The sequence below is a fragment of the Enterobacter sp. EGD-HP1 genome (assembly GCF_000733275.2).
Lineage (GTDB): Bacteria > Pseudomonadota > Gammaproteobacteria > Enterobacterales > Enterobacteriaceae > Enterobacter.
Genome location: NZ_AVOP01000003.1, coordinates 95,100 through 108,186 on the forward strand (window position 1 = coordinate 95,100; position 13,087 = coordinate 108,186).

General features: G+C 57.5%; 13 protein-coding genes. 5 read left to right on the forward strand and 8 right to left on the reverse strand.

From position 1 onward, the window contains the following. Positions 1–133: 133 nt before the first annotated feature. A complete protein-coding gene (gene panM / locus N037_RS05055) occupies positions 134–517 on the forward strand; it encodes an aspartate 1-decarboxylase autocleavage activator PanM (RefSeq protein WP_023334145.1) in 384 nt (127 codons plus the stop codon). A 177-nt stretch (positions 518–694) separates the two neighbouring features. Here panM and livJ read toward each other — a convergent pair whose 3' ends face one another. The 6 genes from livJ to ftsY form a co-directional block, all read right to left on the reverse strand. After that, positions 695–1,795 (reverse strand): branched chain amino acid ABC transporter substrate-binding protein LivJ, encoded by a 1,101-nt coding sequence (gene livJ / locus N037_RS05060; protein WP_072163886.1) that lies wholly within the window; start codon positions 1,793–1,795, stop codon positions 695–697. A gap of 196 nt (positions 1,796–1,991) precedes the next feature. Further along, a complete protein-coding gene (locus tag N037_RS05065; protein WP_032639476.1) occupies positions 1,992–3,257 on the reverse strand; it encodes a 4-aminobutyrate--2-oxoglutarate transaminase in 1,266 nt (421 codons plus the stop codon). 136 nt (positions 3,258–3,393) lie between these two features. Next, complete coding sequence (rpoH, locus tag N037_RS05070; RefSeq protein WP_023334143.1) at positions 3,394–4,251, reverse strand: RNA polymerase sigma factor RpoH; 858 nt, start codon at positions 4,249–4,251, stop codon at positions 3,394–3,396. Positions 4,252–4,502: 251 nt separating this feature from the next. Next, positions 4,503–5,558: a permease-like cell division protein FtsX gene (ftsX, locus tag N037_RS05075; protein ID WP_023334142.1), complete on the reverse strand. Its 1,056-nt coding sequence runs from the start codon at positions 5,556–5,558 to the stop codon at positions 4,503–4,505. Continuing rightward, positions 5,545–6,216: a cell division ATP-binding protein FtsE gene (gene ftsE / locus N037_RS05080; RefSeq protein WP_023310016.1), complete on the reverse strand. Its 672-nt coding sequence runs from the start codon at positions 6,214–6,216 to the stop codon at positions 5,545–5,547. The genes ftsX and ftsE overlap by 14 nt, the downstream gene beginning before the upstream one ends. Before the next feature lie 2 nt (positions 6,217–6,218). Continuing rightward, entirely contained in the window at positions 6,219–7,679 is a 1,461-nt protein-coding gene (ftsY, locus tag N037_RS05085; protein ID WP_032639481.1) for a signal recognition particle-docking protein FtsY, read from the reverse strand. A gap of 127 nt (positions 7,680–7,806) precedes the next feature. Here ftsY and rsmD point away from each other — a divergent pair, with 127 nt between their 5' ends. Together rsmD and N037_RS05095 are read left to right on the forward strand one after the other, a co-directional pair. Continuing rightward, entirely contained in the window at positions 7,807–8,409 is a 603-nt protein-coding gene (rsmD, locus tag N037_RS05090; protein WP_023334140.1) for a 16S rRNA (guanine(966)-N(2))-methyltransferase, read from the forward strand. Then, positions 8,393–8,674, forward strand: coding sequence for a DUF1145 family protein (locus N037_RS05095; RefSeq protein WP_010436509.1), 282 nt, complete (start codon positions 8,393–8,395; stop codon positions 8,672–8,674). The genes rsmD and N037_RS05095 overlap by 17 nt, the downstream gene beginning before the upstream one ends. A gap of 82 nt (positions 8,675–8,756) precedes the next feature. Here N037_RS05095 and N037_RS05100 read toward each other — a convergent pair whose 3' ends face one another. Next, on the reverse strand, positions 8,757–9,116 hold the full coding sequence (locus tag N037_RS05100; protein WP_032639483.1) for a DUF2500 domain-containing protein: 360 nt from the start codon (positions 9,114–9,116) through the stop codon (positions 8,757–8,759). Between the two features lie 129 nt (positions 9,117–9,245). Here N037_RS05100 and N037_RS05105 point away from each other — a divergent pair, with 129 nt between their 5' ends. Both N037_RS05105 and zntA read left to right on the forward strand, forming a co-directional pair. After that, positions 9,246–9,872, forward strand: coding sequence for a lysoplasmalogenase (locus tag N037_RS05105; protein WP_023310011.1), 627 nt, complete (start codon positions 9,246–9,248; stop codon positions 9,870–9,872). A gap of 76 nt (positions 9,873–9,948) precedes the next feature. Next, a complete protein-coding gene (gene zntA / locus N037_RS05110; protein ID WP_032639485.1) occupies positions 9,949–12,120 on the forward strand; it encodes a Zn(II)/Cd(II)/Pb(II) translocating P-type ATPase ZntA in 2,172 nt (723 codons plus the stop codon). Positions 12,121–12,208: 88 nt separating this feature from the next. Here zntA and ubiA read toward each other — a convergent pair whose 3' ends face one another. After that, entirely contained in the window at positions 12,209–13,078 is an 870-nt protein-coding gene (gene ubiA, locus N037_RS05115; RefSeq protein WP_023334137.1) for a 4-hydroxybenzoate octaprenyltransferase, read from the reverse strand. Between the last annotated feature and the right edge of the window lie 9 nt (positions 13,079–13,087).

Sequence of the window (13,087 nt, forward strand, 5' to 3'; positions counted from 1 at the left end):
CCATGTGTTTTCAAACTGCCCATTGCGTTGCCAAAAAACTAATCACCTGGTTAATGAGAATAAAAAGAGGAAGCCGCTGAGTGAATAAATTGAGTACACTGCCTCTACTCAATTTGATTTGGACAAGTAGCTAATGAAACTGACTATCGTGCGTCTGGTGACCTTTAGCGACCAGGATCATATCGACCTGGGCAAGATCTGGCCGGAATATTCCCCTTCGTCGCTACGCGTTGATGAGACCCACCGTATTTATGCCGCGCGTTTTAACGAACGCCTGCTGGCTGCGGTTCGCGTGACCCTGAGCGGTACAGAAGGGGCGCTGGACTCGCTGCGCGTGCGTGACGTCACCCGTCGTCGCGGTGTGGGACAGTATTTAATTGAAGAAGTGATCCGTGAAAACCCGAGCGTGACCTCATGGTGGATGGCTGACGTGGGCGTGGAAGACCGCGGCGTGATGGCGGCGTTTATGCAGGCGTTAGGGTTTACGGCGCAGGAGAGCGGGTGGGAGAAGCGCTAAAAGAAAGCCGGGTGGCGGCTGCGCCTTACCCGGCCTACATTATCTCCCGCATTTTCCCAAGCATTTCGTGTTGCAGGAAGGCGGCAAGTTATGAAATCCCCGGGAGCTTACTTAAGTAAGTGACCGGGGTTGAATAACGCAGCTAACGCACCTGCGGCGCGAAAGGCGACGGGAAAATTATTTGGCGTCGGTCGCCGTCCCGTTCGCATGCCAGTCAAACACGCCGAACTCGAAGCCCTTCAGGTCGCCCTTCGCGTCCCAGGAGAGTGGACCCATGACGGTCTCGACGGTGTTCGCTTTCAGCCAGGTGGCAATCTCTGCCGGATCGGCTGACTGGTTCAGGCCCGCCTGCAGAGACTGCAGCGCCGCGTAGGTGGTCCAGACGAACGCGCCGCTTGGATCCTGTTTCTTCGCCTTGATGGCATCCACGATAGGTTTGTTCGCAGGGACCTGGTCGTAGTTCTTCGGTTTGGTTACCAGCAGGCCTTCGGCTGATTCACCTGCAATGTTAGACAGGGAAACGTTCGCCACGCCTTCCGGCCCCATAAACTGGGTTTTCAGGCCCGCAGCGCGCGCCTGGCGCAGGATCTGGCCCATTTCCGGGTGATAGCCACCGTAGTAAACGAAATCAATATTCTCTTTCTTCAGACGCGCCACCAGGGTGGAGAAGTCTTTCTCACCGGCAGTGATCCCGTCGAAGAACACCACGTCAGCATTCGCTTTCTTGAGGTTGTCCTGCACTGAACGCGCCAGACCTTCACCGTACTGCTGCTTGTCATGAACGATAGCAATGCGCTTCGGCTTCACTTTTTCAACGATGTATTTCGCCGCGGTTGGACCCTGGTCAGAGTCCAGACCGGTGGTGCGCAGGGTCAGCTTGTAGCCACGCGCGGTCAGCTCTGGTGCGGTCGCTGCCGGGGTGATCATCAGAATACCTTCGTCTTCGTAGATGTCAGACGCTGGCTGAGTTGAAGAAGAGCACAGGTGACCGATAACGTACTTGATCCCGTCGTTCACCACTTTGTTCGCCACCGCGACCGCTTGTTTCGGGTCACAGGCATCATCATATTTTACGATCTGCAGTTTTTCGCCTTTGATACCGCCCTTAGCATTAATGTCTGCAACCGCCTGCTCAGCGCCGGTAAATTCCTGGTCGCCGTACTGTGCTACCGGACCGGACATTGCGCCAACAACAGCCACCTTGATGTCTGCCTGTGCCATGGTGCTGAATGCCAACGCGATACATCCTGCCAGTAACGCTTTACCCTTCATGTTCATCCTGAGATTCCCCATTATTATGGTTATTACGATTGTTGTGATGTTGTTGTGCAGCGCTTTATTTCAGTTATAGGTGTGCTGTCCGCGCTTTTTCAGCATACTCTGCTAAAACATACCCGATTTTTATGATTTTGGAATAGCTAATTTGAAATGAATATATGATAAGCCCGGCAGGGTTTTCGCCGGGCATGTGGCTTTAACGTGTCAGCGACGCGGAGATAATGTCCAGCGCTTTGCGGAACTGCGCTTCAGGGATAGTCAGCGGATAGAGGAAACGAATGACGTTACCGTAGACGCCGCAGCTCAGAAGAAGCAGCCCTTCCTGCAACGCGCGATCCTGAACCTGGCGGGTAAATTCCGGCGAAGGCTGACCCGTTTGCGGGTCGTTAAACTCCACCGCCACCATCGAGCCTTGCGCGCGAATGTCAGCGATATACGGGCAGTGTTCCTTCGCCTTATTCAGCACTTCCACCAGGTGATGGCCGAGATGCGCCGAGCGCGTGCAGAGATCCTCTTCATCAATCACGTCGAGCACGGCATGCGCCGCCGCAATTGCCAGCGGGTTACCGGCGTAAGTACCGCCCAGCCCGCCCGGCGCCGGTGCGTCCATCACCTCCGCACGGCCCGATACCGCCGAAAGCGGCATGCCGCCCGCCAGGCTTTTCGCCATGGTGATCAGATCGGGCTTCACGCAGTGGTGTTCCATCGCGAACAGCTTGCCGGTACGGGCGAAGCCGCTTTGCACCTCGTCGGCAATCAGCAAAATACCGTGGGTGTCGCACAGAGCGCGCAGCGCCTGCATAAAATCAGCTGGCGCAATGTTGAAACCGCCCTCTCCCTGAACCGGTTCGAGAATAATGGCCGCGACCTGATCAGGGGCGATATCCGCTTTAAAGATACGCTCCAGGCTTTTCAACGCTTCCGCCGTGCTGACGCCGTGCAGTTCATTCGGATACTGCGCGTGATACACCGAACCGGGGAACGGGCCAAAGCCGAGCTTGTACGGCGCCACTTTGCCGGTCAGCGCCATGGTCATAAAGGTGCGGCCGTGGAACGCGCCGCCGAAAGTGATAAGGCCGGGACGTTTGGTGTACGCCCGGGCGATTTTGACCGCGTTTTCGACCGCCTCTGCGCCCGTAGAGAAGAAGGCGGTTTTGGCGGGACCGTCAACGGGGACGCGCTGGTTGATGCGCTCGGCAAGCGCGACATAGCTCTCATACGGTACAATCTGGTACGCCGTATGGGTAAATGCGTGGAGTTGCTTTTCAATGGCGGAAATGACTTTTGGATGGCGATGGCCGGTATTCAGCACCGCGATCCCGGCGGCGAAGTCGATGTACTCGTTGCCTTCCACGTCCCACACCGTGGCGTTTTCGGCTTTGTCGGCATAGAAATTACACATCACGCCGATGCCGCGCGGCGTCGCCTGTAAACGCCGGTCGTTCAGTTCGTTATTTTTCACCCTGTCCCCCTGAGAAAGTCGCCTGCTTAGCGCATCAGTAAGTGTTTGCCAGGGGGAGGGAATTCGCCAGAGCGGGCGCTAAAAAAACAAAACCCCCGAATTTGCATTCGAGGGTTCTCGGTGTACTTCGCGGAAATTACGCTTCGATAGCGGCGCGAAGTTTTTTCATGGCGTTCTTTTCAAGCTGACGGACACGTTCCGCAGAAACGCCGTAGCGGTCGGCCAGCTCCTGCAGCGTGGACTTGTTGTCTTCGTCCAGCCAGCGGGCGCGGATAATATCCTGGCTACGTTCGTCGAGGCCTTCCATCGCATGGGTCAGCTTGTTCGCGGCCTGATCTTCCCAGTTATCCTCTTCGATGCCGTCAGCAAAGTTAGAGGTTTTATCCTGCAGATACAGAACCGGTGCCATCGGCTGGCTGTCAGATGCGTCGTCGTCGGAGGACATATCAAAGGTCATGTCCTGCGCGGCCATACGGGATTCCATCTCACGCACGTCTTTGCTGGTTACGCCCAGCTCGCGCGCCACCATTTCCACTTCATCCTGATTGAACCAGCCCAGACGCTGCTTGGCTTTACGCAGGTTGAAGAACAGTTTGCGCTGCGCTTTTGTCGTGGCGACTTTCACGATACGCCAGTTGCGCAGCACGTATTCGTGAATTTCAGCTTTGATCCAGTGCACGGCGAAGGAGACCAGTCGAACACCCACTTCCGGGTTGAAGCGACGTACAGCCTTCATCAGGCCGATGTTACCTTCCTGAATCAAGTCCGCCTGCGGCAGGCCGTAGCCCGCATAATTACGAGCAACGTGAACAACAAAGCGCAGGTGAGACAGGATCAGCGTCTTAGCTGCTTCCAGATCGCCCTGGTAATGCAGCTTTTCAGCAAGCTCCTTTTCTTCCTCGGCCGTTAACATCGGCCAGGTGTTCGCAGCCCGGATGTAAGATTCCAGGTTACCAACAGGGGCTAAAGCTAAAGTTTGCATTTCTTTGGTCATTCATTCCTCTCAATGTTTCTTCTGGTCCAGGTCGTCCCCGTCAGGCAACAACCATGCCAAAGCGTTTGAGCAACGAGATTAGCATTCACTCTTTTATCAGACAGTGATTTTATCCACAAGTTCCAGGTGCAACGGTGAATAAATTACGCACAAAATGTGACATGGAAATGAAAACAGGGGAAGCGACGACAGGGACGCTTTCCCTGCAGAGCGAACATCTCGGTGCAGGGAAAGATTATATCACGCTTTTATTAGTCGGGAGTAAAGTGACGTAAATGTTGAACGGTTGCCAGCCATGCGGCCACCCACCCAATCATCGAGCAAACCAGCAGCAGTAACAGGCACTCATCGAATCCTAAGCCACTGATATCAAACTTCGTTCCGAAAACCTGCGCCACTTCAGTCACGGCGGAAGAAAGCCGCATCACCAAAATTTCTGACAATATCAGTGAAAGAAATGCGCCGGAAAAACCGAGCAATGCACCGCCGTAAAGGAACGGTCGGAGGATGAAGCCATCCGTTGCCCCAATCAGTTTCTGCACGTTGATGGTATCGCGACGGGCAAAGATGCTCAGGCGTACGCTGTTGCCGATGACGAGGAAGACCGCCGCCACCATCAGCACGCCAATCATCGCCGCGACGCGTCCTACCAGCCCGGTCAGGGCAGAGAGACGCGCAAACCAGCTGTCATCCATGCGCACTTCATCAATGCCCTTAATGCGCGTGATGCGATCGCGCAGGGTGTTAAGCGAATCGGTCCCCTGGAAATCCAGCTTCGGGATCACCACCGCCACGGCGGGCAGCGGGTTCTCTTCGAGCATATCCAGCGCGCCGCCAAAGCCTGACCAGTTACGGAACTCGCCCAGCGCGTCTTCGCGTGAGAGATAGTTGACCTTCTCCACGCCCTGCTCGGCCTGGATTTGCCCAACCACCTGCGCCGCGGCATTATCGTCGAGCGCTTTATCCATATAGACCGTGATCTGCGGGGACGGATAATACTGAGAAGCCGCCTGGTTGACGTTTTTATAGACCATATAGCAGACGCTTGGCAGCGTCAGGGAGATGGCAATCACCATCACCGTCAGGAACGTCGCCAGCGGTTTGCTTTTCAGGTCCTGCAGCGCGCCGTGGAAGGCGTAGCGCACCTGCTCGTTAAACACGTTGGTTTTACGGGAGGCCGGTTTTGGCGCGGCCTTCTGGCGCTTCGGCGCATTACGATTGCCGTCACCACCGCCCTGCGGCTTACGGAAACGGTCAAACCGGTTCCCGAACTGCCGAATCTGGTTCATTGCATCACGCTTGTTCACCGTGGCCTCCGTGCAAATGCCCGTCGCTCAGGGTCAGCATGCGGTACGAACGACGGGAAATGAGCCCGATGTCGTGCGTCGCCATCAATACCGTGACCCCTACGCGGTTGAATTCCTCAAACAGACGCAAAATCCCTTCGGACAGGGCATCGTCCAGGTTACCGGTTGGTTCATCCGCCAGCAGCACCGCAGGCTTGTTCACCACCGCGCGGGCGATGCCCACGCGCTGCTGCTCACCGCCGGAGAGCTGGATCGGGAAGTTCTTCGCTTTGTCCAGCAGCCCGACCTTATCCAGCGCCGCAGAAACGCGGCGGCGGATATCGTCATAGCTGGCGCCGGCAATAATCAGCGGAATGGCCACGTTATCGAAAACGGTGCGATCCATCAGCAGGTGGTGATCCTGGAAAATCATGCCGATCTGACGACGCAGGAACGGCACTTCGCGGTTTTTCAGGCGGCTGATCTCATGGCCACCGAAAAAGATTTTCCCGGCGCTTGGCCGCTCGATCCCACAGATAAGCTTGAGCAGGGTACTTTTCCCCGCGCCGGAATGGCCGGTCAGGAATGCCATCTCGCCCGGCTGCAGGTGGAATGTCACCCCCTGCAGCGCTTGTCTCCCACCGAGATAGGCCTTGCTGACGTGTTCAAAGCGAATCATTGTTAGTCCTCTCGGGCAAATAATGCCTCAATAAAGTCGTCCGCTTTAAACGGACGCAAATCCTCAATACGCTCGCCCACACCGATGTAACGGATAGGAATGCCGAACTGATCGGCCACGGAGAAGATCACCCCGCCTTTCGCGGTGCCGTCCAGCTTGGTCAGCGCGATCCCCGTCAGTCCTACCGCTTCAGTGAACAGCTTCGCCTGGCTGATGGCGTTCTGTCCGGTGCTGGCATCAATGGTCAGCATAATTTCATGCGGTGCGTCTTCGTCCAGCTTCTTCATGACGCGAACGATTTTCTTCAACTCTTCCATCAGGTGCGATTTGTTCTGCAAACGCCCTGCGGTATCGGCAATCAGCACGTCCACGTTGCGCGCCTTCGCCGCCTGGATGGCGTCGAAGATCACGGATGCGGAATCCGCGCCGGTATGCTGGGCAATCACCGGAATGTTGTTGCGCTGGCCCCAAACCTGCAGCTGCTCAACCGCCGCCGCACGGAAGGTATCGCCCGCCGCCAGCATCACCGATTTCCCCTGCTGCTCGAACTGACGCGCCAGCTTGCCGATGGTGGTGGTTTTACCCACGCCGTTCACGCCAACCATCAGAATAACAAATGGCGTTTTGCCTTCAATATTAAGCGGTTCGTCAACTTTTGCGAGAATTTCGCCCATCTCGTCTTTCAGCAGACCGTACAGCGCTTCGGCGTCGCGCAGCTGTTTGCGGCTCGCCCCTTCGGTCAGGTTGGCGATGATCTTACGGGTGGTTTCCACGCCGACGTCCGCAATCAGCAGCTGTTCTTCCAGCTCTTCAAAGAGATCGTCGTCGATCTTCTTGCCGCGGAAAAGACTGATAAATCCGGAACCTAAGTTTTCTTTGGTTTTGAGCAGGCTGCGCTTCAGGCGTGCGAAGAAACCTTCTTTGGTCGGTTTTTCCTGCTCCTGAACGATCTCTTCTTCCGGTTCTTCTTCCACCGGCACGACGATGACCGCTTCTTCAGCCGCTTCCGCTGCCAGCGCCTGGGCTTCCAGCTCTTCGTCGGTCAGTTCTGGCTCAAGTGCCGCTTCTTCTTCCACCGCCTCAACGATTTCAACGGTTTCCGCTTCGGCCTGCCACTCTTCGGCAGACACCTCTTCGGCTTTCACCTCTTCCGGCAGCGGCAGCTCTTCGCGCTCGATTACAGCCTGCGGCGCTTCGGCAACGGCCTCGATGACAACCGGCTCTGGCTTCTCGCTCTCCTGAACCTGTTCAGTGACCTCAACCACCTCTTCTGCAAAGGATTCAATCTCTTCTTTGCTGTGCGCCGTTTCTTCCGCGTCGACTACCGCGGCGGTTTCTACAGGCGTTTCAGGCTGTGACTGCTCTTCAACGGCTTGTTGCTCTTCGGTTTTCTGTTCTGTTTCTTGCTCTTTTTCACCGAAGCCCAGCCAGGAAAAGAAGCCACGTTTTTTTTGTTTTGCCATCTGCGACTACACTCCTCGCGGCGCTATATACATGGAAGCTAAAAAAATGATGAAATAGTCTAACACTTTACTTAATTGACATCACCGCCCGCAATCGCAGGCCAATTGTTAACAGAGCTTTCCTGAGATGAAGAAACCCAACCGCGCCCCGGCCGGTCAAATTCGTATTATCGGCGGTCAGTGGCGAGGCCGGAAATTACCGGTGCCGGATAGCCCCGGTTTACGCCCTACTACCGACCGCGTGCGCGAGACGCTGTTTAACTGGCTGGCCCCGTCAATGGTAGACGCCCACTGCCTGGACTGCTTCGCCGGAAGCGGTGCGCTCGGGCTGGAAGCGCTGTCGCGCTATGCCGCCAGCGCCACGCTGCTGGAGATGGAGCGCGGCGTGGCGCAGACGCTGCAGCAAAATCTGGCGACGCTGAAGGCGAGCAACGCCAAAGTCGTGAACACCAACACGCTGAGTTTTCTTGCGCAGAAAGGCACGCCGCATAACGTGGTGTTTGTCGACCCGCCGTTCCGCAAGGGGCTGCTGGAGGAGACGTTATCCCTGCTGGAGCAAAACGGCTGGCTGGCGGATGACGCGCTAATTTACGTTGAAAGCGAAGTGGAAAACGGTTTACCGCCGGTTCCCACTCACTGGGATCTGCACCGTGAAAAAGTCGCGGGTCAGGTTGCTTATCGTCTGTATCACCGTCAGGCACAAGGAGGCTCCGATGCCGGTACTGATTAACCTGGGACGTTTGCTGATGCTGGGCGTCTGGGCATTTTTGATTTTAAATCTTGTGCACCCGTTCCCGCGTCCGATGAACATTTTCGTTAACGTGGCGCTGATTTTTACGTCGTTCATGCACGCCCTGCAAATGGTGATGCTGAAAAACGGCCTGCCGAAAGACGGCCCGCAAATGACCGGATGGCAGCAGCTGCGCGTCTTTATTTTCGGCGTGTTTGAACTGCTGGTGTGGATGAAGAAGTTTAAGGCGCAGGTGAAGAAGTAAGGTGCGTTTAATTGCCCGGTGGCGCTGCGCTTACCGGGCCTACGAAACCCCTTAGGCCGGGCAAACGCAGTGCCGCCCGGCATTACCGCTCCGGTTCAAACCCTTCAAACCGCGACCCTTTGTAGCTCAGCGTTCCTTTCTCTCCCACCGTCAGCTGATGGTACTGCTGCGCCTCAAGGCGGAAGGTCATCTCCAGGCCGCCCGTTTCCGGCTTAAAGCTCGCTTCATAGCGTATTGCTGTGCCCGCAGGCGTCACCTGCTGCTGGCGCGAGCGGCGGTCGTTGAGCGGTTTCTCACGCTTGTTCGTCACCACCACGCGCTTTTGCATCAGCGGCGCGGCGTCGTTATCCGCCTTCTCGCGGCGCTGCTGCACAAAACGGAACGAGGCGGCAATAATGATAATCGCCACCACGATAATGAAAAAAAGCGGCATCTTGCTCATTCGATAATCCCATCAGATTTTGCGGAATTCAGGATACCTTGCCTGTACCGGCATTGCCAAACGCCCGCCCGCGTCACTACACTGGATCAGAAACTGATTATTCAGACTTAACAGATACAGGGAGTTAATATGCTTTGGTCATTTATCGCTGTCTGTTTTTCCGCATGGCTTTATGTCGATGCGTCCTACCGCGGTCCCACCTGGCAGCGCTGGTTGTTTAAACCGGTTACGCTGTTGCTCCTGCTGCTGCTGGCCTGGCAAGCGCCGATGTTTAACGCCGTCAGCTATCTGGTGCTCGCCGGGCTGTGTGCGTCCCTGATAGGCGATGCGCTGACTCTGCTCCCCCGCCAGCGTCTGCTCTACGCCGTTGGGGCGTTCTTCCTCTCCCATCTGCTGTATACCATCTACTTTGCCAGCCAGATGACGCTCTCCTTCTTCTGGCCGTTGCCGCTGGTGCTGCTGGTGATTGGTGCCCTGCTGATTGCGGTGATTTGGTCACGTCTGGAAGAGATGCGTTTGCCGGTCTGTACGTTTATCGCCATGACCCTGGTAATGGTGTGGCTGGCGGGCGAGCTGTGGTTCTTCCGTCCGACCGCTCCGGCAATGTCCGCGTTCTTCGGTGCCGCGCTGCTGCTGATCGGGAATATCGTCTGGCTGGGCAGCCACTATCGCCGCCGCTTCCGGGCGGATAACGCGATTGCCTCCGCGTGTTACTTTGCCGGGCACTTCCTGATTGTGCGTTCGCTGTATATCTAAATAGCGCTTGACTCTGGAGTCGACTCCAGAGTGTATGCTGCGGTTAATGAGAAAATTATCATTGCCGGAGACTGCCATGTCGACTCCAGAAATACCTAAAAAAGTTCCTCAATTCTCGGCACTTAAGCTCAGTCCGGTTCCGTCGAAAGACGAGTGCTGCTGCGAAGGCGCGTGCGAAACGCAAACTGAAATGCTGCCTGAAAGCGGCAACCGCTACAGCTGGGTCGTCAACGGCATGGACTGCGCGGCCTGCGCCCGCAAAGTGGAAAACGCCGTCAAACAAGTGCCGGGCGTGAGCCACGTTCAGGTGCTGTTCGCCACCGAAAAGCTGCTGGTTAGCGCCGATAACGACGTCAGCAAGCAGGTTGAAACCGCCGTCAGCAAGGCGGGCTATACCCTGCGCAGCGAAACGGCACCCGTTGAAAAAACCGCCTCCCTGAAAGAAAACCTGCCGCTCATTACCCTCATCATCATGATGGCCCTGAGCTGGGGTCTTGAGCAGATTAACCACCCGTTCGGCAATCTGGCGTTTATCGCCACCACGCTGGTCGGGCTGTTCCCGATTGCCCGTCAGGCGCTGCGCCTGATGAAAAGCGGCAGCTGGTTTGCCATCGAAACGCTGATGAGCGTGGCGGCGATCGGCGCGCTGTTCATTGGCGCGACGGCAGAAGCGGCGATGGTGCTGCTGCTGTTCTTAATCGGCGAACGTCTTGAAGGCTGGGCGGCGAGCCGGGCGCGTAAAGGGGTCAGCGCGCTGATGGCGCTGAAGCCGGAAACCGCCACTCGCGTGATAAACGGCACGCGTGAAACGGTCGCCATCAACACGCTGCGCCCGGGCGACGTGATTGAAGTGGCTGCGGGGGGGCGTCTGCCCGCCGACGGCGCGCTGCTTACCGCAACCGCAAGCTTTGATGAAAGCGCCCTGACCGGGGAATCCATTCCGGTAGAGCGTGCCGCGGGTGAAAAAGTGCCTGCGGGTGCCACCAGCGTCGACCGTCTGGTGCAGCTCACCGTGCTTTCCGAGCCGGGCGACAGCGCCATCGACCGTATCCTGAAGCTGATTGAAGAGGCAGAGGAGCGCCGCGCGCCGGTCGAACGCTTTATCGATCGCTTCAGCCGGATTTATACCCCTGCCATCATGCTGGTTGCCCTGCTGGTCACCGTCGTCCCACCGCTGTTCTTTGGCGCGCCGTGGGAGGGCTGGATTTATAAAGGGCTGACGCTGCTGCTGATTGGCTGCCCGTGCGCGCTGGTGATTTCCACCCCGGCGGCGATTACGTCAGGCCTGGCGGCGGCGGCACGTCGCGGGGCGCTGATTAAGGGCGGCGCGGCGCTGGAGCAGCTGAGCCAGGTCCAGCACATCGCCTTCGATAAAACCGGCACGCTGACCGTCGGCAAGCCGCAGGTAACCGGCGTGTATCCGCAGGACATCAGTGAAAATGCGTTGCTTACGCTGGCCGCCGCCGTTGAACAGGGTTCCACTCACCCGCTGGCGCAGGCGATTGTGCGTGAAGCGCAGGCGCGCGGGCTGAACATCCCTCCGGCAACCGCCCAGCGGGCGCTGGTTGGGTCAGGGATTGAGGCTGTCGTCGAGGGTAAAAAGGTGCTGATTGTCGCGGCGGGCAAGTCGTCCAATCCAGAGGTTGAGGCGTTAGAACAGACCGGACAAACCGTCGTGACCGTGATGCAGGACGGCGTCGCGAAAGGGTTGCTGGCGCTGCGCGATACCCTGCGCGATGACGCAAAAGAAGCCGTGGCGGCGCTGCACAAGCTGGACGTGCAGGGCGTTATTCTCACCGGCGATAACCCTCGCGCGGCGGCAGCGATTGCCGGTGAGCTGGGTCTGGAGTTTAAAGCCGGATTACTGCCTGCGGATAAGGTCAGCGCGGTAACGGAGCTGAACGTTCGCGCTCCGCTGGCGATGGTCGGTGACGGGATTAACGATGCCCCGGCGATGAAAGCCTCCACCATTGGTATTGCGATGGGCAGCGGTACCGACGTAGCGCTGGAGACCGCCGACGCGGCATTGACCCACAACCGCCTGACCGGGCTGGCGCAGATGATTAGCCTGGCGCGGGCGACGCGGGCCAACATCCGACAAAACATCGGCATTGCGCTCGGTCTGAAAGGGATTTTCCTGGTGACGACCCTGCTCGGCATGACCGGACTGTGGCTGGCGGTGCTGGCGGATACCGGGGCAACGGTGCTGGTGACGGCGAACGCGCTTCGGCTGCTGCGCCGCCGGTAAAAAAACGCCCGGTGGCGCTGACGCTTACCGGGCCTACATGTTCTGCTAACGCGCAGATCGGGCAAGGCGAAGCCGCCACCCGACTTTTTTATAAGAAATAGCTCATCGCCAGGCCTAAAAACAGCACCAGACCGACGTAGTTATTATTCATAAACGCTTTAAAACAGGCGTCACGTTCACGCTTCGCAATCAGCTTTTGCTGGTACGCAAACAGCAGTCCCGCCACCAGCACGGACCAGTAAAACTCCCAGTTCAGCCCGTTCAGGCGACCGATCGCAACCATCAGCGCCAGTACCGCGACCTGCAGGATACCGATAATCAGCTTGTCCTGACGACCAAAGAGGATGGCGGTGGATTTGATGCCAATTTTCAGGTCATCGTCGCGGTCTACCATCGCGTATTGCGTGTCATACGCCACGGCCCAGAGAATGTTCGCCAGGAACATCAGCCAGCAGCTGAGCGGTAAGGACTCACTAACCGCCGCAAACGCCATCGGAATCGACCAGCCAAACGCCGCGCCCAGCACCACCTGGGGCAGGTGGGTATAGCGCTTCATAAACGGATACACCCAGGCCAACGCCAGCGCCGCCACGGAAAGCAGAATGGTCATGGTGTTGAGGGTTAACACCAGCAGGAAAGAGAGCAGCACCAGAATGATGAACAGCACGCGGGCTTCTTTCCCGGTGACCTGCCCGCTGGGTAACGGACGACCGGCAGTACGCTTAACATGGCCGTCGAATTTACGATCGGCATAGTCATTCACCACGCAGCCCGCCGCGCGCATCAGCCAGACGCCGGCAACGAACACGCCCAGGATCCACAGCGGCGGCACGCCCGGCGTGGCCACCCACAACGCCCACAGGGTCGGCCACAGCAGCAGCAACGCGCCGATGGGTTTATCAGTACGCATTAAGCGGTGATACGCCAGCAGCTTATTCTGCGTCAGGCTCCACTCCATTTTTTCTTC

Bases quoted from the DNA above. Each gene is read 5' to 3' on its own strand.
- rsmD (WP_023334140.1), top strand. From the start codon at position 7,807: ATGAAGAAACCCAACCGCGCCCCGGCCGGTCAAATTCGTATTATCGGC.
- zntA (WP_032639485.1), top strand. From the start codon at position 9,949: ATGTCGACTCCAGAAATACCTAAAAAAGTTCCTCAATTCTCGGCACTT.
- ftsE (WP_023310016.1), bottom strand. From the start codon at position 6,216: ATGATTCGCTTTGAACACGTCAGCAAGGCCTATCTCGGTGGGAGACAA.
- ubiA (WP_023334137.1), bottom strand. From the start codon at position 13,078: ATGGAGTGGAGCCTGACGCAGAATAAGCTGCTGGCGTATCACCGCTTA.
- N037_RS05100 (WP_032639483.1), bottom strand. From the start codon at position 9,116: ATGAGCAAGATGCCGCTTTTTTTCATTATCGTGGTGGCGATTATCATT.
- panM (WP_023334145.1), top strand. From the start codon at position 134: ATGAAACTGACTATCGTGCGTCTGGTGACCTTTAGCGACCAGGATCAT.
- ftsY (WP_032639481.1), bottom strand. From the start codon at position 7,679: ATGGCAAAACAAAAAAAACGTGGCTTCTTTTCCTGGCTGGGCTTCGGT.
- livJ (WP_072163886.1), bottom strand. From the start codon at position 1,795: ATGAACATGAAGGGTAAAGCGTTACTGGCAGGATGTATCGCGTTGGCA.
- N037_RS05095 (WP_010436509.1), top strand. From the start codon at position 8,393: ATGCCGGTACTGATTAACCTGGGACGTTTGCTGATGCTGGGCGTCTGG.
- rpoH (WP_023334143.1), bottom strand. From the start codon at position 4,251: ATGACCAAAGAAATGCAAACTTTAGCTTTAGCCCCTGTTGGTAACCTG.
- N037_RS05105 (WP_023310011.1), top strand. From the start codon at position 9,246: ATGCTTTGGTCATTTATCGCTGTCTGTTTTTCCGCATGGCTTTATGTC.